The sequence below is a fragment of the Chryseobacterium sp. Chry.R1 genome, assembly GCF_039645525.1.
Taxonomy (GTDB): Bacteria; Bacteroidota; Bacteroidia; order Flavobacteriales; family Weeksellaceae; genus Chryseobacterium; species Chryseobacterium proteolyticum.
On sequence record NZ_CP151793.1, the window covers coordinates 1,074,855 to 1,097,369 of the forward strand.

The 22,515-nt window shown below is 36.3% G+C and carries 22 protein-coding genes; 18 read left to right on the forward strand and 4 right to left on the reverse strand.

Features of this window, described 5'->3' with window-relative positions; translation table 11 throughout:
• Positions 1–170 precede the first annotated feature (170 nt).
• Positions 171–803 (reverse strand): DUF1579 domain-containing protein, encoded by a 633-nt coding sequence (locus AAEU33_RS05075; protein ID WP_172281658.1) that lies wholly within the window; start codon positions 801–803, stop codon positions 171–173.
• Positions 804–937: 134 nt separating this feature from the next.
• Here AAEU33_RS05075 and AAEU33_RS05080 point away from each other — a divergent pair, with 134 nt between their 5' ends.
• The 10 genes from AAEU33_RS05080 to AAEU33_RS05125 all read left to right on the forward strand — a co-directional run bounded on the left by AAEU33_RS05080 (position 938) and on the right by AAEU33_RS05125 (position 9,971).
• Positions 938–1,615: an NUDIX domain-containing protein gene (locus tag AAEU33_RS05080; RefSeq protein WP_172281656.1), complete on the forward strand. Its 678-nt coding sequence runs from the start codon at positions 938–940 to the stop codon at positions 1,613–1,615.
• 243 nt (positions 1,616–1,858) lie between these two features.
• A complete protein-coding gene (locus AAEU33_RS05085) occupies positions 1,859–2,401 on the forward strand; it encodes an NADAR family protein (RefSeq protein ID WP_273650240.1) in 543 nt (180 codons plus the stop codon).
• A 224-nt stretch (positions 2,402–2,625) separates the two neighbouring features.
• Positions 2,626–3,600, forward strand: coding sequence for an SPFH domain-containing protein (locus AAEU33_RS05090; RefSeq protein ID WP_345991199.1), 975 nt, complete (start codon positions 2,626–2,628; stop codon positions 3,598–3,600).
• A gap of 49 nt (positions 3,601–3,649) precedes the next feature.
• Entirely contained in the window at positions 3,650–4,558 is a 909-nt protein-coding gene (locus tag AAEU33_RS05095; RefSeq protein ID WP_345991201.1) for a sugar kinase, read from the forward strand.
• Positions 4,559–4,584: 26 nt separating this feature from the next.
• On the forward strand, positions 4,585–5,106 hold the full coding sequence (locus tag AAEU33_RS05100) for an O-acetyl-ADP-ribose deacetylase (RefSeq protein WP_345991203.1): 522 nt from the start codon (positions 4,585–4,587) through the stop codon (positions 5,104–5,106).
• Positions 5,103–5,789: an NAD-dependent deacylase gene (locus tag AAEU33_RS05105; RefSeq protein WP_345991205.1), complete on the forward strand. Its 687-nt coding sequence runs from the start codon at positions 5,103–5,105 to the stop codon at positions 5,787–5,789. The genes AAEU33_RS05100 and AAEU33_RS05105 overlap by 4 nt, the downstream gene beginning before the upstream one ends.
• Positions 5,789–6,733, forward strand: coding sequence for an ADP-ribosylglycohydrolase family protein (locus AAEU33_RS05110; protein ID WP_345991207.1), 945 nt, complete (start codon positions 5,789–5,791; stop codon positions 6,731–6,733). The genes AAEU33_RS05105 and AAEU33_RS05110 overlap by 1 nt, the downstream gene beginning before the upstream one ends.
• A gap of 108 nt (positions 6,734–6,841) precedes the next feature.
• Positions 6,842–7,384: an RNA 2'-phosphotransferase gene (locus tag AAEU33_RS05115; RefSeq protein ID WP_345991209.1), complete on the forward strand. Its 543-nt coding sequence runs from the start codon at positions 6,842–6,844 to the stop codon at positions 7,382–7,384.
• A gap of 2 nt (positions 7,385–7,386) precedes the next feature.
• Positions 7,387–8,118: a metallophosphoesterase family protein gene (locus AAEU33_RS05120; protein WP_345991211.1), complete on the forward strand. Its 732-nt coding sequence runs from the start codon at positions 7,387–7,389 to the stop codon at positions 8,116–8,118.
• A gap of 128 nt (positions 8,119–8,246) precedes the next feature.
• Entirely contained in the window at positions 8,247–9,971 is a 1,725-nt protein-coding gene (locus AAEU33_RS05125) for a hypothetical protein (RefSeq protein ID WP_345991213.1), read from the forward strand.
• Between the two features lie 32 nt (positions 9,972–10,003).
• On the opposite strand, the gene AAEU33_RS05130 is transcribed toward AAEU33_RS05125, so the two are convergent.
• Complete coding sequence (locus AAEU33_RS05130; RefSeq protein WP_172281632.1) at positions 10,004–10,885, reverse strand: cupin-like domain-containing protein; 882 nt, start codon at positions 10,883–10,885, stop codon at positions 10,004–10,006.
• 279 nt (positions 10,886–11,164) lie between these two features.
• Positions 11,165–12,046, reverse strand: coding sequence for a cupin-like domain-containing protein (locus AAEU33_RS05135; protein ID WP_172281630.1), 882 nt, complete (start codon positions 12,044–12,046; stop codon positions 11,165–11,167).
• A gap of 275 nt (positions 12,047–12,321) precedes the next feature.
• On the opposite strand from AAEU33_RS05135, the gene AAEU33_RS05140 reads away from it, so the two are divergent.
• Positions 12,322–15,024: a carboxypeptidase regulatory-like domain-containing protein gene (locus AAEU33_RS05140; protein ID WP_345991215.1), complete on the forward strand. Its 2,703-nt coding sequence runs from the start codon at positions 12,322–12,324 to the stop codon at positions 15,022–15,024.
• Positions 15,025–15,085: 61 nt separating this feature from the next.
• Here AAEU33_RS05140 and AAEU33_RS05145 read toward each other — a convergent pair whose 3' ends face one another.
• Positions 15,086–15,580, reverse strand: a complete 495-nt coding sequence (locus AAEU33_RS05145) for a DinB family protein (protein ID WP_172281626.1) — start codon at positions 15,578–15,580, stop codon at positions 15,086–15,088.
• 239 nt (positions 15,581–15,819) lie between these two features.
• On the opposite strand from AAEU33_RS05145, the gene AAEU33_RS05150 reads away from it, so the two are divergent.
• From AAEU33_RS05150 to AAEU33_RS05180, 7 genes are all read left to right on the forward strand, one after another.
• The gene (locus AAEU33_RS05150; protein ID WP_273650231.1) at positions 15,820–16,725 is read left to right on the forward strand and encodes a GLPGLI family protein; all 906 of its coding nucleotides are present in this window, start codon (positions 15,820–15,822) and stop codon (positions 16,723–16,725) included.
• Positions 16,726–16,842: 117 nt separating this feature from the next.
• Complete coding sequence (locus AAEU33_RS05155; protein ID WP_172281623.1) at positions 16,843–17,115, forward strand: FeoA family protein; 273 nt, start codon at positions 16,843–16,845, stop codon at positions 17,113–17,115.
• Positions 17,115–19,148 (forward strand): ferrous iron transport protein B, encoded by a 2,034-nt coding sequence (gene feoB, locus AAEU33_RS05160; RefSeq protein ID WP_172281621.1) that lies wholly within the window; start codon positions 17,115–17,117, stop codon positions 19,146–19,148. The genes AAEU33_RS05155 and feoB overlap by 1 nt, the downstream gene beginning before the upstream one ends.
• A complete protein-coding gene (locus AAEU33_RS05165; protein WP_273650229.1) occupies positions 19,148–19,300 on the forward strand; it encodes a hypothetical protein in 153 nt (50 codons plus the stop codon). The genes feoB and AAEU33_RS05165 overlap by 1 nt, the downstream gene beginning before the upstream one ends.
• Positions 19,301–19,389: 89 nt before the next feature.
• Positions 19,390–20,772 (forward strand): phosphoglucosamine mutase, encoded by a 1,383-nt coding sequence (glmM, locus tag AAEU33_RS05170; RefSeq protein ID WP_345991218.1) that lies wholly within the window; start codon positions 19,390–19,392, stop codon positions 20,770–20,772.
• 50 nt (positions 20,773–20,822) lie between these two features.
• Positions 20,823–21,398: a Crp/Fnr family transcriptional regulator gene (locus tag AAEU33_RS05175; RefSeq protein ID WP_345991220.1), complete on the forward strand. Its 576-nt coding sequence runs from the start codon at positions 20,823–20,825 to the stop codon at positions 21,396–21,398.
• A 74-nt stretch (positions 21,399–21,472) separates the two neighbouring features.
• Entirely contained in the window at positions 21,473–22,444 is a 972-nt protein-coding gene (locus AAEU33_RS05180; protein ID WP_345991222.1) for a zinc-binding alcohol dehydrogenase family protein, read from the forward strand.
• The last annotated feature ends 71 nt before the right edge of the window (positions 22,445–22,515 follow it).

Here is a 22,515-nt window from a genome sequence, read left to right on the forward strand (position 1 = left end):
GCTGATAAGTATGATCATAAATATATGTTTTCAACTCCACAACAGGGACTTGGAGCGGGCAGGTCTACAACGTTAATTATTTAAACAATAATTTCAGCGTTCCGGTAACAAGTGCATCAGAAACCAATTAGCATAAAAAACCGCTTCCCCTGAAGCGGTTTTTTTATTTTCTATTTTTTACGGGTGAATTTTATTTCCATTGTTTTCATTTCCTTACCGGTTTTGGAGCCGGGACCATACATTTCCATGATTTGAGTGTTATCATCCACGAATGTAAAAACTTCCCTTACATCGCATTCTTTTCCAGGTCTTGCAATGTCAGGCATTTTACCTTTAAATTCAATTGATTTCTTTGATGCGTTCCAATCTCCTGTAGTATACATTATTCCTGTTCCCATATTATCCATCCATGTACTTACAAATTTTTTAGTCGCATTATCGTATCCAACAATGCTCCTTCCTTCAAAAGGCATTCCCCACATATTACCGGTGTGTACGCTCTCCTGATAACGTCCGCCAAAGATCATTTTATTGGTACACTCAGATGTACTTTTGATAGGTTTTCCTCCTTCTTCCATCCACATAGTCGTTTCTCCGGTCCACTTCCCATCTGATTTAGCAAGCATTTTGTGCATCTCTCCGGGAGTAGCATATTCAGTCCATGCCTTTACAGCGGTAGCAGAATCTACAGGTTTCCATGCTGCAGAATCAGATCCTGTGGATTCCTTACCCATATTGGGTTTTCCTTTTTCGCAAGCTGTCAATAGAAAAGCTGCGATTACAATGAACATTAGATTTTTCATAAATGTTTAGTTTTAAGTTGGTTATAATTTTAAATTAAAGGTAAGAAATTTTATTTTGTTGGTTTTTGCCTTTTTAACGATGGAGTTTTTAATTCAAAACATTAACTTTGTGTATTCACAACGCAAACTATATTATGCAGAATATTAAAGTAGCAGTAGATGCAGTTATATTTGGATACTTTGATAAGAAGGATCTTCAGGTTCTTTTGATAAAAAGAAAAATTGATCCTTTCAAAGGAGGATGGGCATTACCGGGCGGATTGGTTCTTGATGATGAAAATCTTGATGATGCTGTAAAAAGGGAACTGTATGAAGAGGCTGGCATAAAGCCCGATTTTCTGGAACAACTTTATACTTTTGGTAATGTGGGTAGGGATCCCAGGAACAGAGTCGTTTCTATAGCTTATTTAGGCTTGGTAAACCCTTCTTACTATGAACTATTTGCAGATTCCGATGCGGAAGACGCACAATGGTTCAGTGTTAATCAGCTTCCAAAGCTTGCTTTTGATCATAAAGGAATACTGGATATTGCGTTAAAAAGACTTCGTACGAAAATTCAATACCAGCCGATTGGTTTCAATCTTCTTAATGAGGAATTTCCGTTTTCTGATCTGGAAAACCTCTATAAAACAATCATTGGCCAGGAGATAGACCGCAGAAATTTCCGTAAAAAGATCATGAGCTATGGTCTTCTCAATGAAACCAACAACCTTAAAAAAGAAGGGAGCGGAAGACCGGGAAAACTATTTACTTTTAATCAGGAGAAATATAAGGAACTTGAGGAGCAAGGATTTTATTTTGAAATCAAATAGGAGTATAAACCATATATTTCTAAGTAAATACATAATAACAAATGATCATCATATCAAATGAAAAACGGGCTTTAGCCCGTTTTTTTATAAAACTATTCGATGGATTATTTAAAATAAAAATGTACAATAATAAATTAATGTAATTGAAAATCAATGTTTTAAAGATATTAGTGTAAAATTAACGCAAATAAATTTGGAGGGAAATAAAGTATTCTCTTACATTTGTGTAATAATAACGCAAACATGAAATATAATCTGCAAAATATCATCCAAAAGTTTCAAAATAAAGAGGAGTTGGAATTCTTATTTTTCTGGGGTCATACAGCCAAAGATCAGATCACGAAGGCGTGCTTCAGTCAGTGGTATCTGGCTGAATTTGAAGAAGGAGGAGTTATTTATAAAACGGCAGAGCATTATATGATGGCAGAAAAAGCAAGACTATTTAATGATGAGAATATCGAAGCTCTTATCATTGAAGCACAGGACCCAAAGGAGGCAAAGGGATTAGGAAGAAAGATTAAAAACTTTGATCATCATATTTGGGATGAGCATAAATATGAAATTGTAAAGAGAGGAAACTTTTTTAAATTTTTGCAAAACGGAGAGCTTAAAAAATTTCTATTATCAACGGGTGATAAGCTTATTATTGAAGCAAGTCCTTATGATAAGATCTGGGGAATAGGAATGCTGGAATCAGATCCTGAAGCAAAAAATCCGCTTCATTGGAGAGGAGAGAATCTTTTAGGGTTCGCTTTAATGGAGGTCCGGGATGATCTAAAAGAATGATATGGCCCGGGACAGGGATTTATTATCCGTTAAGGCAATAATGTAAAATATTAATCAACAGTGAAAATATGCATTCGGGAAGGATTTTATGTTCATCAATGAAGAATACATTCTTTTAAACAAGATAAACTTATGTCCTGTTTAATTAGCGTAAAAACAACACAAATATTAACTCTTAAAAAAGTAAAGCAATGTTTGGTTTCAGACACATCAAATTCGATTCAATGACTTACGTTCTTCATTTTAAAAATGGGAAAACCGTAAGAGAAGGAAGAGGGCTATCATTCTTTTATTTTGCCCCAAACAGTTCTATTGTAGCAATTCCGATGGGAAGTAATGATCTGCCGTTTATTTTTAATGAAAATACGCTTGATTATCAGACGGTAAAAATCCAGGGACAGATCAGCTATAAAATTATTGATCCAAAAGCTTTATCCAATACATTGGATTTTACGGTTAACGAATCAGGAGTATATAAGAAAAATGATATTGAGAAGCTTAACCAGAGAATCATTAACCTGGCACAGACTTCTACTTCATCATTTATCCATGACATGAGTTTAAAAGATGCCATTCGCTCTGCCAAGAAGATTGAGGAACATATTTTAGAAGGGCTTAAGGCTTCAGAAACCATCCAAACCATGGGCATTGAAATATTGGGAGCCAGTATTCTGGCGGTTCAAACCACTCCGGAAATGGCCAGGGCATTAGAAACGGAAACCAGGGAGAAACTCCAGCAGCAGGCAGATGAAGCTATTTATGAGAGAAGAAACTTTGCTGTGGAGCAGGAAAGAAAGATCAAAGAATCTGAGCTGAATACAGAGATAGCAGTTGAGGAAAAACAAAAACAGATCGAAGAAAAAAGAATGGAAACAGAGATCCAGCAGGAGGAAAATAATAAGATCCTTAGAGAAATGAAGATTGCTGCTGATATTTCCGTTGAAAATCAAAGAAAACAGCTGATAGAGCAAAAGACAGAAAATGACAGAAAAGAAGCTGAAACCCAGGGCTATGTATTGGAAACCTCATTGAAACCATATAAAGAAATGGATTGGAGAATTCTAAGTGCTTTGAGTGGAAACCAGGATGCAAGATCCAATATTGCACTGGCTTTTAGAGAGCTTGCTGAAAATGCAGGGAAAATAGGAAACTTAAATATAAGCCCGGACTTATTGGAAAATCTCTTAAAACAGCATTAAGCGATGAAAGGAATGAAAAGCATTTAAAATAAGCAATTGAAGTAAAGCCATGAAACCAGAATACGCAATTATTATTAAGAACAAAACGAGATTGGAAGCTTTGATTGAGCGGTTCAATACAAAGGCACAGGCCCGGTTTTATATTGAAAGTTCAGGTGGTGATTTTCAAGAATATGTTACTGAACATGAAAAGTTCTATCAGTCATTTCTTGAAGTCCAGACAAAACTGTCCAAAATAATTAAAAATAAAGTGGTAGAAAGAGAATTTGTACCCTCCTTTATTTTCTCTCAAAAGAATTTAATTGTGGTGGTTGGGCAGGATGGATTGGTAGCGAATGTAGCAAAATACTCAAAAAATATACCTATCGTAGCAATTAATCCTGACCAGGAAAGGTATGATGGAGTACTGCTTCCTTTTAATACAAAAAACTTTCTGGATGGCATTTATTCTGTCATAAACGAAAATTTTAGTTCAAAGAGAATGAAGTTTGCTGAAGCAGTATTGAATGACGGGCAAAAGCTCCTGGCTGTAAATGATCTTTTCATTGGTGTTTCTTCCCATAGCTCAGCAAGGTATAAGGTGGTTATGAACGGAAAAGAAGAGATGCATTCCTCCAGTGGAATTATTGTTTCTACAAAGACAGGAAGTACCGGATGGCTAAGCTCGATCTTTAATATGGCCTATGGAATTTTAGGATCTAAAGAACTGGAATATCCGGAACTCAATGAAGATGATCTATACTTTGCGGTGAGAGAACCTTTCAAAAGTAAAGCAACACAAACGGAAATTTGCAGTGGGCGCATAAAAAGAGGAAATAGGCTCGTGATAGAATCATTAATGCCAAATAATGGCTTTATATTTAGTGATGGAATTGAACAGGATTTTTTGCAGTTCAATAGTGGTGCAACCGTAGAAATTAAGCTGTCTGATGAAGAGGCAGTTTTGGTAATAAATTAAAAAATGGAAACAAAAATTAAAATTAGATGAGCCCACTTATTGAATTAATAAAAGGCGATATCACTAAAGTAAAGGCTGATGTTATTGTAAATGCGGCAAATTCGTCTTTACTTGGAGGAGGTGGTGTTGATGGGGCTATTCATCGTGCAGGTGGAAAGCAGATATTAGAAGAATGTATTCATATAAGAAATAAACAAGGAAAATGTAAAACGGGCGAGGCGGTTGTAACTTCTGCAGGAAATCTTCCTGCAACTTATGTTATTCATACCGTGGGACCGGTCTGGAATGGTGATGAAGCAAAAGAATCGGTGCTTTTAGCTAATTGTTACAGGAATTCTTTACTATTAGCAGAGAGTCTTGATGCTAAAACAATAGCTTTTCCGAACATTAGTACCGGAATTTATCATTTCCCGAAAGAATTAGCAGCAAAAATTGCTATTAATGAAGTTCAAAATTTTTGGACAGAAAGGATTGAAAAAATTATTTTCGTTTGTTTCGATAATGAAAACGAAGCAATTTATGACAAACTATTAAAAGAAAAACAATGAAAAAACTAACCATATTAAGCGGTGCAGGAATTAGTGCCGAAAGCGGAATAAAGACATTCAGAGACGGAGATGGTCTCTGGGAAAATCATAATGTAACAGATGTGGCAAGTCCTGAGGGCTGGAAGAGGGACAGAGCATTGGTTTTGGAGTTTTACAATCAGAGACGCCGCCAGCTTCACGAAGTAGAACCTAATGATGCCCACCGGCTGTTAGCAGAGCTTGAGAAGTATTTCGATGTACAAATCATTACTCAGAATATAGATGATCTTCATGAAAGGGCAGGATCAACCAACATCCTCCACATCCATGGAGAATTGTTTAAGTCATGTTCGAGTCATAACAAAGACCTGATCTATGAGCAAAAAGATGATATTAACGAGGGTGATAAAGCTGAAGACGGATCTCAGTTAAGACCATTTATCGTTTGGTTTGGAGAAGATGTGCCTTTATACAATGTAGCAAGAGAAAAGGTAAAAGAAGCAGATATTTTAATTGTTATCGGAACTTCTTTGCAGGTATATCCGGCAGCAGGTCTGATCCATGAAATTAAAGATGATTGTCTTTTGATCGTTATCAATCCCAATGAAACGGAGTTCGGATATGGTAAAAGAGCTGTAGTGATGAAAGAAAGTGCAACAAAGGGAATGAAATTATTGTTTGATAAGCTTGTAAATATGGCATAATGGAGAATGTGGTAAAATCTGGAATTTTCGGCGTTTGTGTTGGAGATGCGTTAGGGGTTCCTGTTGAATTTAAGAAAAGAGAAGATTTAAAGAAATCACCGGTTAAAGGATATTTGGAATATATGTCTTGGAATCAGCCTAAAGGGACCTGGAGTGATGATAGCTCTTTAACACTTTGTCTGGCAGAGGAGCTTACTAAAGGATATGATTTAGAGAAAATAGGACATAGTTTTGTTAAGTGGAATAAATATGGACATTGGACGGCTCATGGAAAACTTTTTGATATTGGCGGAACAACAAGATATTCTATTGCAAGGCTGATAAAAGGCGAAAGCGCAAAATTTTCAGGAAATATCTTTGAGGAAGATAATGGAAATGGTTCATTGATGAGAATTCTTCCATTAGCTTTTTATCTTGAAAAACAAGAGGATATCGACATGCTTTATAAAACAATTAAAGAAGTTTCTGCTATTACCCATGGCCATTTTCGCTCAGTATTTGCCTGTTTTATCTATATTGTTTTTGCTATCCAATTAATAAAAGGGAAAAGAAAAGAAGAAGCATATGAGTTTATGCAAAAAAGAAGTTTAAAATATGCAGAAATCAAAGGCTTTAATCCAAATGAAATTAAGCTTTTCGATAGGCTTTTAAAAAATGATATTTGGAAATATACTGAAGATGAAATTAAAAGCGGAGGATATGTTCTACACAGTTTAGAAGCTTCTTTATGGTGTTTTATGAATTCAGAAAGTTATTCTGAAGCGGTATTGAAAGCGGTTAACTTAGGTGAAGATACCGATACTACAGGGGCTATAACAGGAGGAATTGCTGGAATTTATTATGGTTTTGAAAATATTCCTGAAGACTGGATTTCAGAATTGGTAAGGAAGGAAGATATTGAAAAAATATGTGAAAAGCTGGAGACAAAATATTTTAGTAAGTAATAGAGCAATGAATACTATAAGTGATTATTTTAAAGTATAATTGAAACAACAGGAATTCAAGTAAGATCTGATCCTGAAGAATATCATTGCTAAATAAAAAACATAATCATGAACGAAATAGAAAATAAAAGAATAAGTAAATTTTTAAGCCTGATTCTCCGTCATCAGCCAGAAACAATTCATCTGCATTTAGATGAAAATGGTTGGGCGGATGTGGAAGAATTGATTACAAAATCGGCTCGCAAAAGAGTGCATTTTACGATGGAGGAATTAGATAAGGTCGTAGAAACAAATAACAAAAAAAGGTTTGCTTTTAACGAAGATAAAACGAAAATACGAGCTAACCAGGGACACTCTATTGATATAGATCTGGCATTGATTCCTCAGCAGCCTCCGGAATATCTCTACCATGGAACTGCAGAAAGTAATATCAGTTCCATTATGGAAAAAGGGATTGAAAAAAGAAGCAGGCAGCATGTTCATCTGAGTGCAGATAAAGATACTGCTACAAAAGTGGGAATGCGTCACGGAAAACCTGTAATTTTGACCATCCGGACAGGCAAAATGTCTGAAGAAGGAATTCAGTTCTATCTTTCAGACAATGGAGTCTGGCTGACGGATTTTGTTGACGCGAAATATATTTCAAAGTAAAAATGAAGAGAAAGTTAGTAATAGGTGATATTCATGGAGGTTTTAAAGCGCTGATCCAGGTTCTTGACCGGGCTCAGGTAAGGAGTGATGATCAATTAATCTTTCTTGGAGATTATGTAGACGGCTGGAGTGAATCTTCCCATATTATTGCCTTTCTGATTGAACTTTCAAAAAAGCAGGATTGTATTTTTATTAAAGGAAACCATGATGCCTGGTGTGAAGACTGGCTTTCTTTCGGGGAAACTCCTGAAGTGTGGCTCAATAATGGAGGGAGAAAGACTATCGAAAGTTATGATGCTTATTCCGAAATAGAATTACAGCAACATTTGGAGTTTTTTCAGCATATGAAAAACTATGATGTAGACGATCAGAACCGTTTATTTATTCATGCCGGATATTCTTCAATGCACGGCCCGGAAAGAGAGGTCTATTCCAGCAATTACCGATGGGATCGGACGCTTTGGGAAACGGCTGTTTGTATGGATAAAAAGCTAAGCAAGAACTCTGAATTATATCCTAAAAGGCTGCTTTTGTATAACGAGATATTTATTGGACATACCCCTACTATTGATCTGGGAAGCAAAGAACCTCTACACAAAGCCAATGTCTGGAATCTGGATACCGGGGCTGCTTATACAGGATCATTGTCCATTATGGATGCAGACACCAAAGAGTTCTGGCAGAGTGATCCTCTTCCTGCTTTATATCCTGATGAGACAGGAAGGAATGGGTAGCTGCTAATCGATAAATCAATGATAATCAGATACTTTATTACTTCTTAAAAAGAAACCCCGGGTCTTTGTGATTAACCAAAAGATTCATCAATAATTTCAGTAATTTTATAATCTGAAATTTTATCTTCATGAAACTTAAATTTGTTCTATTATTACTCAGTTCTTCATTGTTTTTTTCACAGCAATCTTTCCAGACGCCTTTTGAAAAAGGAAATGGCAACCAGACCGTTACCTATGATGATATGAATAACTATTACCAGGAGCTGGCTAAAAAATTTAATACAATTCAATACCTTAAAAAAGGGGAAGATGATAACGGAAAGCCAATCTATCTGGTTATTTATAATCCGTTTCCGGAAAAAGATCTTGAAAAGCTGAGAAAAGAAAAAGCGATCCTTTTTGTTAATAATGGAATCCATCCGGGAGAACCGGACGGAATTGATGCAACCATGATGCTCATTCGGGATCTTGCCACAAAAAAAATAAAGACTCCACAGAATTTTATCATAGCGGCTATTTCAGCATATAACGTAAGCGGAATGCTGAACAGAGGGTCTTACTCCAGAGCGAATCAAAACGGTCCGGAACAATACGGATTCAGAGGAAATGCCAGGAACTATGATTTGAATAGGGATTTTATTAAAGCCGATTCTAAAAATGCCAGAAGTTTCCAGGAAATATACCAGTGGCTGAAGCCGGATGTCTTTATCGATAACCATGTAAGCAACGGGGCAGATTACCAATATACGTTTACCTATATTTCAACTTTTAAAGAACGTCTGGGAAATGTACTGGGAAATTATTTTTACAATGATTATCAGGCAAAGAACCTGCAGGATTTAAAAAAACTGGGATATGAGAGCACTCCTTATGTGAATATTCACGGGGATGTCCCTGAAATCGGATTTGCTGCCTTTGAGGATTCACCACGATACTCAACGGGATATACTTCTTTATTCAACTCATTGGGCACGGTTCCGGAAACGCATATGCTCAAACCTTACGACAAAAGGGTTGATGCAACGTATAAGTATATGCTTGTTAACCTTCAGAATCTGGATAAAGAGTATAAAAAGATCAAAGACTATCGTATTGAAAACCTAAAGCAATATCAGCCAGGAAAACAATATGGTATCCGCTGGAAGATCGATTCTACAAAATTTTCCACGATGGATTTTAAAGGATATGAAGGAAAATATAAACCCAGTGAAGTATCCGGAAAACCAAGATTGTATTACGACAGGACAAGTCCTTTTACAAAAAATATAAAATTGTTTACGACGGCTGTTCCTACGGGTTACATTACAATTCCAAAATATTATGTCATTCCGCAGTCTCAGTACAGGGTTATTGAAGAATTCAAAAGGAATAAAATAGAAATGAAACCGATTCAAAAGGACAGTGCAATAGTGGTGGAATCCTATAAGATCAATGATTTTAAAACGGTTAAAAATCCATACGAAGGACATTATCTTCATTATGAAACAACGGTTGATAAATCCGATAAAAAAGTGAATTTCCTGAAAGGTGATTATATAGTTTCTACACAGCAGCCGGGAGTTAAATACATTATTGAAACCCTTGAGCCGGAAGCATTGGATTCCTTCTTTAACTGGAATTTCTTTGATGGTATTCTGGCACAAAAGGAATATTTTTCAGCATATATCTTTGAAGATACCGCGGCTGAACTATTAAAAAAAGACCCTAAACTGAAAAAGGAGTTTGACGATAAAAAATCATCAGATAAAAAATTTGCAGATGATGGTGCTGCTCAGCTAGACTGGGTTTATAAACATTCTCCTTATTTTGAAGAAAAGACATTCAGGCAATATCCTGTGTATAGGATTTTGTAAAAGTAAAGGCGTTTCATCTGAAACGCCTTTTTTTATTTTGGTAAGCCTCTTTTTAAAGCATAATTGGCTCGTTCAACAGCTTTTTTCTCTTTCCAGTCCATATACCTTTTTTTGAAATTGGACTTCATGATATCATCAAATTTACGCTGTACCGTAAGATTCCATAAAGAGTGTGCCTTTACTGCCCAGGATTTATCCCAAGCCCTTAAGGAAATTGAGAAACTTCCGTCCAGATACTTCATCCAGTGCCACCATCCTGTAGGCATAAACAAGGTGTCTCCATGTTCAAGGAAGCATTCAATACCCTCCACTCCGTCAAGCGCCGGGAATTTAGTGAAATCAGGATTCTCAATATCGTAATCTTCCAGAGCATACGTAGCATAAGGAATCTGATAAAGCCTTTCTTTCCATTTGTAATCAAAGAGCATGATATGTTTTCTGCCGTTGAAGTGCGTATGGAAGATATGCGCCATATCGATATCAAAATGAAGGAAAGTAACGGACCCTTTTCCTCCAAAGAACATATTCGGATATTTATCAAGGAAACCTCCCATTAATTCTTTGGGAGAAATATAATCTTCAAGAAGTTTTGGAGCAAATTTGATCGGATCAAAAAGAAAGATTCTAAGATCTGTAGGCTCTTTCTGAATCAAATCGATATAATCTCCAAATTTCATTTTGGCTGCAGATGCATTGATGGGAGCAGACGGGTCAGCCTTTGAGCTGTCATATAAGGGGACTTCTACATCACCTACCGTTTCCTTCATATAATCCATTGTCCATTTTTGATATGCAGGCCATTTTTTTGCCATGTTTTTGATGACAACGGGCCTTCTCGGCTTTAGATATTTTTCGTAGAAATCTTCTTTACTGATATCGTCTACAACATCTATAGGCTTTAAAATAATTCCCATTCTGTAAATTTTATGTTACAAAATTATTAAATTAAATAAATATAATATTGTGTTTAAGTTTTTTTTAATCTATGATTCAAATCACTATCATAAATATTTAGACCAGATAAAAATAATAAAAAGAAGTGTAATGCAATAGTATTTTATTTATCATGCGTAATAACTAAAGGACTCCACAAAATTTAGAATTCAATACAAATAGTCTTAGTATCCAACAAAAAATTATGGGTTCCGATTGGATCAAAACCTATGATTAAGAATTTTTTAAAATAAGAATAATTACTTAGGCAGGCCTCTGCGTAAGGCTATTTCCGCTCTTTTTATGGCTATTTTTTCCTTCCAGTCCATGTATTTCTTCTTGAAATTGACCTTCATAATATCATCGAATTTACGTTGTACCGTAAGATTCCAGATAGAGTGGGCCTTTACAGCCCAGGATTTATCCCATGCTCTTAAGGAAAGAGAGAAACTTCCGTCCAGATATTTCATCCAGTGCCACCATCCTGTAGGCATAAACAAGGTATCCCCATGTTCCAGAAAGCATTCTATACCTTCGATCCCATTCAGTGCGGGAAATTTGGTAAAATCAGGATTTGAAATGTCATAATCCTCCAATGCATAGGTGGTATAAGGGATCTTATATAATCTTTCTTTCCATTTATTTTCAAAAAGAATAACGTGCTTTCTTCCGTTGAAGTGGGTATGAAAAATATGGGGAAGGTCTATATCGTAATGCAGAAAAGTAACGGACCCTGTTCCTCCGAAAAACATGGAAGGATATTTATCCAGGAAGCCTCCCATTAAATCTTTTGGAGAAATATAATCGTCCAGCAGCTTATTGGCGTATTTAATAGGATCAAAGAAAAAAATACGAAGATCGGTAGGTTCTCTTTGGATCAGGTCTATATAATCGCCAAACTTCATTTTTGTAGTAGGGGTATTGATCGGTGCTGAGGGATCAGCTTTGGAACTGTCATATAATGGAACTTCTACGTCTCCTACTGTCTCTTTGATGTGGTCCATTGTCCATTTTTGATATGCAGGCCATTTTTTTGCCATATTTTTGATGACAACAGGCCTTCTCGGCCTTAGATATTTTTCGTAGAATTCTTCCTTAGTAATGTCATCTACAATGTCAATAGGCTTTAAGACAATTCCCATTTTATAAATTTTATGTTACAAAACTATTAAATAAATATTGATATTAAGTAAATTAAGATTTATTTAACCTATGGCTTTAATCATTTATTTTATTTAGTCAAAATAAAATGAAGCAAAACTTATATCCCTAAAATACACAAACAAAAAAACAAAAAAAAATTATCACTAAAAACATAGTGAAAAACAGTGTTTTAACTTATTTGCCTGAAATGCATCTCTATAGATGTGTAACAAAAAACACCGAATAATAACTAATTAAGCAAATAACTAGAATTATGAAAAAGAATATTACTTTATTTCTGATGATTTTTCTTTCTGTGCTTACTTATGCACAAAAGACGGTTACAGGAAAAATCACAGATGAAGATGGTGTTCCTATTCCAAGCGCAAGTGTAACGGTGGAAGAACCGGGTAAAGATGCGATCTTAGCTTATGGAATTACCAATTCAAAAGGGGAATATAAAGTAACTTTTACTACAGCAGAGTCTAATGTTGATTTGAAAGTAAAGGCATTTAACCAAAAACCATTAACTAAACAGATAAGCAACAGTGATCAGACGCTAAGTTTTAAAATGCAGTCGGAGGCTACCGAGATCAAGGAAGTTCAACTGAAAACCAAGATGATTACGGCGAGAGGGGATACCATTGCGTATGATCTTAAAGCTTTTGACAGTAAGAGTGACAGGACGCTGGCTGATGTGATGAAAAAGATTCCTGGTATTGAGGTTAATACGGACGGAACGATACTTTATCAGGGGAATGCGATCAATAAATTCTACGTTAATGGGAAAGACCTTATGGAAGGAGGATACGGAACGATTAATAATTCTTTACCAAAGGATGCTGTACAGAAAGTTGAAGTACTTGAAAACCATCAGCCTGTAAAAATCCTTCAGGATAAAGTACCTTCCGACCAGGCGGCAATCAATATCAAATTAAAGAATTCCGTTACCATGACTGGTAGAGGAGAAGTAGGAACAGGATTTGGAGAACCTTGGCTCTGGAATGTGAAACTGACCCCTATGTTCTTTGGACAGAAAAGCCAATGGGTAGTTAATTATAAAACCAATAATATGGGAGAGCAGGTTGAAAATGAAGGAAATATATTGGCTTTTGGAAACAGGTTCGAAGGAAAAAGGATTAATGCCTCACAAAATGACTGGCTCAATGTAGAAAATGCAGACACTCCCAGCCTTCCGGTAAAAAGATACTTATTAAATAATGTCCACTATTTATCCGCTAATTATTTAACCAATATCGATAAAAAGAAAGAATGGGAACTTAAGGCCAATGCCAACTATACAAATAATGCAGTAGAAAGAGAGGCTTACAACAGGAAAGATTATTTCGATGGAAGCTCCAATACAACTAATATTCTTAATAATTTTTATACGGATAAAGCTAAAGGAGAATTGATTTTTACAAAAAATGCAAAAAAGGGATTCTTCAAGAATACAACAAGCTTTTCTCAATACTGGAATGCAGACAGAGGACTGGTAGACAGAACCGACGTTACTTCCGGAAAACAAAGAAATGCGGGGGAAAGCCTTGAATCTCCTACGACATCATTTCAAAACTCCTTAAGTACTATTATACCATGGAAGGAAAAAATGGTGAACCTTTTATCCTATGTAAGCTATCAGACAGACAGGCAAACATTGGAAGTTTCTCCAACATCATATCTGGATATCCCTGGATTTAAAGTGTTACCGAATTCTGATTTTGTTACCCAAAACCTAAGGCTTAAAACTTTTGAGGCAAATCATTCTGCAAATATTGGATTTTCTACAAAGGGATGGACCTTTACTCCTGAAGTAGGATTTAATTTCAAAACAACGGATCTGGTTTCAGACCTGTATAACATTGAAACAATTCCATCCACGAATCCGAATGATCTACCGACACTTCCTACCGCATACAGCAATGACCTGAGATATTCTACAGCAACTCCTTATGGAAGCTTAGGTGTTAATTATAAAAATGATTCCTGGATGCTTTATGCCAACTTCCCGGTCAATTCTAATAATATTAAAGCGGAGGACCCGTTCAGAAATGTTTCTAAAACGGTTAATAAAGTTACATTTGAGCCAAGTGTTTTTGCTCAATATACATTTGCTTCATTCTGGAAAGCGTCGGTAAACGCGAATATCAATAATAATTTTGGAGAAATTAATACAGCATATTCAGGATTCTTGATGACTTCTCCAAGTGGAATTAATGCAATGGATCCAAAAAACCCGATTCCTCAGAACAACAATAAATCAGCAGGAACAAGAATTGAATACAGAAACCCGCTGAATAATTTATTCTTTAATATAAACTACAGGTATTCCGATGCGAAAAGAAACCTGATTTCCAATCCTACAATCAATGGTGCGGGATATACAATAATGAATTACAAAGAACAGGATAATCATGTATTGAATAATGGATACAGTGCAGAAGTTGGAAAGTATTTTCCAAAGTTTAAAACCAATGCCTCCTTTAGCTATAGTAACAACACTGTGAAATCAGACCTGTTTTTAAATAATGATTCCTATACCAACAAGAATAACAGCCAGTCGTACGGAATTAAATTCAATAATACTTATTTCAGCTGGATGAGTATAGATTATAACGCAAGTATTTCCCGAACAAAACAGACGAGTGTTGGAAAGGTTAGTTCTAACGCTACCAGAACAGGCTTTACCCATAATCTTGGACTTTTCTTCTATCCTATAGAAAACCATACAATCGGGTTCAATTGGGATCAGGTGAATACAAATGCAGCTGAACAGAAGTACCATAACGGATTCTACGATGTGTCCTATCAGTTTACCTGGGCTAAGAAGAAAATAGATTTCGAACTGAAGTGGATGAATATTGCGAATAAAAAGGTATTCGAAACCTATGATATTAATACGACCAATATTACCTATACGAGATATCAGCTTCGTCCAAGTCAGGTAATGTTTACCGTGAAATTTAACTTCAAATAATAAACTACATAAACAGAAAAAGCCAATCCCAAGGGATTGGCTTTTTCATTTAAACTATATTTTAAAAGCTTTGTACGTCTGCAGACGGACCGTAACTTCCCGGCAAAGGAATATCATTGAGCCTGTAGTATACTCCCAGCTGAGCTCTGTGGTGGGTAATTTGATTTAAACTGTGGCGGATTGATGCATACTTGGTCCATTTTGCCAATTCATGCCCATTATGTTTTAAAGCCCAGGTAGAATTCAGGTCATCTTCTTTTGCATTTTCCAATGCGTCGATACCCGATTTATAGTTCTCATCCAGTTTTTTTAATAAATCTTCTTTCGTAGCAGACGTGGTTGGATGTTGTGCGGTTCCAAAATCCAGTTCAGATGTTTTCAGCATGGTGTTGGGCCACTCAAAAACATCAGCAAGATGGTTGGCAAGCGATTTCATTTTCATGCTTTTTTCGTGAGGAGCATACTCATTTTTGTCATCGGGATAGAGGTCAAAGAATTTTCTGGTGGTTTGATACTCACTATCAAGTTCGGATTTTAATTGAGCTAATGTGTCCATATTAATTTTGTTTTTAGGTATTTAAAGTTAAAACTTTTATAGCTATAAAGGTTTTGACGACATAATAATCTTTAAAAATGAATATGAAAAAAGAAGATGCCACTGAAAATAATTTTTTATATAGCTATTAACCTGGTGGAGCCATATTTCCGGGGCTTACCATAAAGAACTTATAAATAAAGAGAAAAAAGTTGTAACATTTTTGATACAATAGCAACTAATAAGTAAACATTATTACAATGAAAAAGTTGCTTTCAGTATTCTTAATTGCTCTCTTTGCTTTTGCCAATGCTCAGGAGTCTAAAGAAACTGCAAACCGTTTCTTTTACGAACTTACTTTTAAACCTAAAAAAGATTCTACTAAAATAGATAAGGTTATTACGATATTGGATATTACAGATAAAAACAGATCGATTTATCAGGATTATACCATTATCGCACAGGATTCGATCCTGAAGGTGGAAATAGAAGCAATGCAGAAGGCAGGTGTGATGAAAGACCTTTCAAAAACAATCAGACAGCCTAAAATTTCTGCCAGGGTTTATAAATTTTATCCAAGCATGAAAGTGCAGTATGTTGATAAAATTGCCAGTGGATTTACTCCAAGTAATATCGGATATAACGAGGAGCCGAAATTCAACTGGAATATTCTTACTGATAAACAAAAAATAGGAGCTTATAATACACAAAAAGCAACCACAGAATTTGGAGGAAGAAAATGGACAGCATGGTTCAGTACGGATTTGCCTTTCCCTGACGGTCCTTACAAGTTTTCTGGTCTTCCGGGTCTGATTGTCAAGATAGAGGACGATGCAAAAGATTATTCGTGGGTGCTTCAGGGAAATAAGAAGGTGAAAGATTACACAGAATATTCATACGTAGAAAACCTGATGCAGGCGAAAGGAGGAAAGGTAAATGAACTGACCAGAGAAAAATTCGAAAAAACGTATAACGATTTCAAAAAAGATCCTTTTGCTACTCTGAGACCGATGATGACACAGGACATGCTTTCCAAGACCATACCGGGAATGGATGGAACTGTAGGTGATATGTTGAAGAAACAGGAAAAACAATACAAAGATTTCTTTAATGCCAATGATAACCCGATTGAGAAGGTTGAAATAACTGACAAAAAGAAAAAATAGACATTCAATTAACTAAATTATATTTTATCAAATGAACCCAAATGTTTTTACAGCATTTGGGTTTATTTTTTTTAAGACTAAGGTTATTTAGATTAAATTTAAATAGCGTACATTTGCATGTACAAAAAGCAGGCTTTGAAAGAGAAGGATTTACATAAATTAAGCGGATTCCCTAAGAACAAAATGGGGAAGATATTGGGTTATGATAATGATCATCTAAAGATGCCAAACAAAATTATAGAAATGGGTCTTTTACCGGAAACCGTTTTCAGGATTTTGTATCAGGCTCCATTTAGTGGTCCCATGTATGTGGAATTTGGAGATGAAAAAAGCCGTATAGCTCTCAGAGAAGAAGAAGGGGATTATATAATTGTACAAGAATGGGATTAATGCAGGAAAATAAGAAAAAAAAGGTACTTTTAGTTGGAAATCCGAATGTAGGAAAATCTACGGTTTTCAATACACTCTGTAATAAAAAACAGAAGACCGGGAATTATGCCGGTGTTACTGTAGCAAGCTATTCCGGACATTACAGCTACAAGGATGAGGAAGTGGAAGTGGTGGATTTACCGGGTTCTTACAGTATATATCCGAGCTCTGAAGATGAAGCTATCTTTTCAAAATTTCTGATCGATGAGCAGCAAAACTATGCCGGAGTTGTTTATATCCTTGAGGCCTTAAGTTTAAAAAGGGGGCTTCTTTTGTTTCAACAGATCCAGGATCTGGGTATTCCTCTTATTTTGGTAGTTAACCAGATCGACCAGGCCCAAAGACGCGGGATTGATATCGATATCCAGCAGTTCTCAAATGCTTTAAATATTAAAATTATCCAAACCAATGCTAAAGAGCAAATTGGAATAGATCAGATAAGGGAAGCTGTTTTTAATAATGATTTTAAAAAAACGGAAAAAACTTCTTTTGAAATTCCGAATGAACATAAGGATTTTATAGCAAAAATTGTAGCTCATAAGGGCTTGGATAGTGATTATGAAGCCTGGATGAGTATATCATCGGGAGTAGAACTCAGCAAAATAGAATCTGTTCATGATATTCTCAATAGTCCAGATGCGAAAAGTCTGGTTCCGAAGAGACTACAGGTTCAGGAGACAGTAAGAAGATACCAGAATGTTGATAAGATATTAGCGAATGTAATCACTAAAAAACCACAGTTCAAAGAACTGCTTACCGAAAAGCTGGATAAAGTTTTGGTGCATAAGTTCTGGGGATATGTGATTTTCATGCTGATCTTACTTATTATATTCCAAAGCGTATTCTTCCTTGCGGAGTATCCGATGAACTGGATCGAAAGTTTCTTCTCATGGCTGTCCGCATTCACCGGCGAGCATCTTCCTGAAGGACCGGTAAATTCACTTGTTTCTAATGGAATTATCCCGGGATTAGGAGGGATTATGGTATTTGCTCCTCAAATCGGAATTTTGTTATACTTCTTATATCTGTTAGAAGATTCAGGATATATGGCAAGAGTAATCTTCCTGATGGATAGGTTTTTAAGGCCATTTGGACTCAACGGGAAAAGTATTGTCCCATTGGTTTCCGGAACAGCTTGTGCGATCCCTGCAGTGATTTCCACACGTAATATCGAAAACGTTAAGGAAAGACTACTGACCATTTTAGTAACTCCTTTCATGACCTGTTCTGCAAGACTTCCTGTATACAGCATCATTATCGGCTTGGTTATTTCAGACAAAAGCTTTTTAGGAATAAAGTATAAAGCTCTGGTATTAATGGGGATGTATCTGCTAGGATTTCTTGTCGCTTTATTTTCAGCAGCCATCTTAAAAAGGTTTATTAAAGATAAAGGTAAAACATACCTTGTAATGGATTTGCCTACTTATAAAAAACCATTGTTCGGATATGATTTCAAAATGGTTTTAGGAAAGGTTTGGGACTTTATAACGGGAGCAGGAAAGATAATCTTTATTGTAAGTATTATCATCTGGTTCTTAAGTTATTTCGGACCGGCACAGAAGACCAATCAAATGGTTGCTACAGATGTTAAGCTGGATCACTCCTACCTTGCAAAAATGGGTAAGGCTATAGAGCCGGCCATTGCTCCTTTGGGTTATGATTGGAAAATGGGAGTAGGAATCATTACCAGTTTTGTAGCTAGAGAAGTTTTTGTAGGTACAATGTCTACCTTATACAGCCTGAGTGATGATGCTCCTGAAGTAAAAGTAATTGACAAAATGAGACACGATGTGAAACCAAACGGTGAAAAAGTGTTTAATTTTGCAACAGGAATCTCTATCCTTTTATTTTATGCATTTGCAATGCAGTGTGTTTCCACACTTGCAGTAGTCTACAGAGAAACAAAAAGCCTTAAATGGACAGGCTTTCAGGTTGTTATGATGACCGGTTTGGCATATTTTGTGTCTATGTTTATTTATCAAATTCTAAAATAATGAACTCTTCATTAATTTTTCAATACATTATCGTACTACTCATTGTAGGATTCGCCTGTTACTCTCTTTTCAGAGTGATCAGAAAGAATTTTGCACCTAAAAAATTCAGCTCTAAAGGAGGAGGTTGTGATAAAGATTGCGGTTGTTCATAAATTTGTCACACAAATAATGTAAATAATTTCTAATTTTGCTCAGCCTTACGCAGAATATAAATAGAATTTAAACTTACAAAAGACCTACAATGTCATTAATTAAAAGTATTTCAGGAATCCGGGGAACGATCGGGGGAAAAGTAAATGATAACTTAACTCCACTTGATGTGGTAAAGTTTGCTTCCGCTTTCGGGACCTGGCTTCAGAACAATAAAAACAAAAAAAACTTAACGCTTGTTATAGGAAGGGATGCAAGGATTTCCGGTGGAATGGTTTCTTCTCTGGTAACAGCTACATTACAGGGACTGGGGATCAATGTTATTGATCTCGGACTTTCCACAACACCTACCGTGGAAATTATGGTTCCGGAACTGAAGGCGGACGGAGGAATTATCCTTACCGCTTCCCATAATCCAAAACAATGGAACGCCCTTAAATTGTTGAATGAAAAAGGAGAATTCATCAGTGGTGAGAACGGAGCAGAGATGCTGGCAATCGCTGAAAGTGAAGATTTCAACTTTGCGGAAGTAGACGATTTAGGGAATTATGAAACAAGAAACGATGCCTTTGATATTCATATCCAGCAGATCCTTGATCTTCCCATGGTAGATGTTGAAGCCATTAAAGCCAAAAAATTCAAAGTTGTTTTAGACGCTGTGAATTCTACAGGTGGAATAGCGATTCCGATGTTGCTGGATAAACTTGGATGTGAAACCATAAAACTGTATTGTGAGCCTAACGGACATTTTCCGCACAACCCGGAGCCTCTGAAAGAACACTTGGGAGACATCTGCGAACTGGTAAAAAAAGAAAAAGCAGATTTCGGAGTGGTAGTGGATCCTGATGTTGATAGGCTGGCCCTGATCGATGAAAAGGGAGAGATGTTTGGGGAAGAGTATACATTGGTTGCAGTGGCAGATTATTTATTAAAACATAAAAACGGAGTTGCCATATCCAATCTTTCTTCGAGCCGTGCATTGAGGAATATCGCCCGGAATCATAATTCTGAATATTTCGCAAGTGCGGTAGGAGAGGTAAATGTTGTTACCCTGATGAAAGAGAAAAATGCGGTTATCGGAGGAGAAGGAAACGGAGGAATTATTTATCCTGATCTTCACTACGGAAGAGACTCTTTGGTAGGCGTTGCCCTTTTCCTTACTTATCTGGCAAAAGAAAACAAAACCGTTTCAGAGCTGAGAGCAGGATATCCAAGCTATTTTATGGGGAAAAAGAAAATTGAACTTACCCCTGAAATCAACGTAGATGATATTTTAGCCAAAATGGAAAAAGAATATCAGAACGAAGAAGTTTCTACCATAGATGGAGTGAAAATAGATTTTGAAAACAACTGGGTTCACCTTCGTAAATCGAATACGGAACCTATTATCAGAGTCTATACTGAGGCCAAATCCCAGGAAGAGGCAGATCAGCTGGCAGACCAGATTATAGCGAAAATAAATAGCCTGATTTAAAAAGATGAAAGAACGGAACTTTATGTTCCGTTCTTTTTTTATATTTAAATATGTTTGAGCATCTAAAAGCAAAGTTTCCGTTTCCGAAAACAAAATGTGTCCGATTTATCAGGGAATTCAAACGCATTGAAGTACCGGCAAAGACCATTCTTTTAAAAGAGAATGAGGTGTCCTTGCATGCCTATTATATTGAAAAGGGATTGGCAAGAGCCTGGTATAACAATGACGGAAAGGATGTTACTTTTCAGTTTTTTACGGAGAATACCATGTTTTCTTCTTTGGAAAGCTTCAGAAAAGGTCTGCCGAGCATGGTTTCTTTTGAGACCATAGAACCTTGCATTTTATGGAAAATAGATAAGCCCACCGTTGACCGGATTTTAGCAGAAATATATAATGATCCTGAGCTGAGGGATCGCTTTATGGATTCAGTCTTTGAGAGAACATTTGATTATATGAAGCATTTCTTTTCATTTATAAAAGACAGTCCTCAGCAACGTTACCTTGATCTTGCAAAGGAGAAACCTGAAATTATTAAAAGAGTTCCCCAGCATTATATCGCTTCTTACCTCGGAATTACGACCGTCCACCTGAGCAGAATAAAGGCCAAAATCCTCAAAGGAGGCTAGCGAAGTAAACTGATAACAAATGTTATTGCAGCAGGGGTTTCCTTCATCATAATTTTGTATAAAAATTAAAAAGAATGAAAGCAGCAGTAGTATTTGAAAAAGGAGCAACTCCTCAATATGCAGATTTTCAGGATCCTCAAGTTACGAAGGACAATGAGCAACTCGTCTATGTAAAAGCAGCATCCATAAAACATTTGGACAGGGCCAGAGCAAGCGGAAAACACTATTCTACGGAAAATGAGGAACATCAGCCTAAAATTATAGGAAGTGACGGGGCCGGAATATTGGAAAACGGAAAAAGAGTATATTTTTTCAGTAAAAGAGGAACGGTTGCAGAAAAAGCAATAGCTGATAAACATATGATTGTTCCCATTCCTGATGGATTGGATTTCGCTACAGCATCAGCATTACCTAATGCGATTATGGGCTCAGCAATGGGATTAAGGTTTAAAACACAATTAAAAACAGGAGAAACGGTCCTGATCAATGGAGCAACAGGGGTAACCGGAATGATTGCTGTACAGATCGCAAAATTATACGGAGCTAAAAAAGTAATTGCCACGGGTAGAAATGAAGAAGCATTGCGGGCGCTTCGGGAGTTGGGTGCCGATGAGGTTATTTCCTTGAAAATGAATGATGGGGAGTTTACGCAGAAAATAAAGGAAATTCATAGCCAGACTCCTATTGATGTAGTACTGGATTACATCTGGGGTCATTCTATTGAGCTTCTTCTGTCCTCCATAAAAGGAGATGGAAATTTTTCCCACAAAACAAGATTGGTGTCCGTTGGAGGAATGAGCGGAGACACTATTCAGCTGTCGTCACAGATACTCAGAGGAACTGATCTTCAGATTTCCGGTTCCGGATTGGGAAGTTGGACTCCTGAAGAGTTTAAGTTGTTGCTTACGGAAATTATCCCTCAAATGTTCCAGGCTGCAGCAGAAGAAAAAATAAAAATGCAAACTGAAGTTATTGATTTAGAAGATATTGAATCGGTATGGCAAAATGAAATTCCTAACAGAAAAAGGTTAGTCGTGTTAATTTAATGTGAATCCCTCTTTTTATCCACATTTCTTTCATTATATTCTTCTTTTTACTATCTTTAGGATAGAAAATT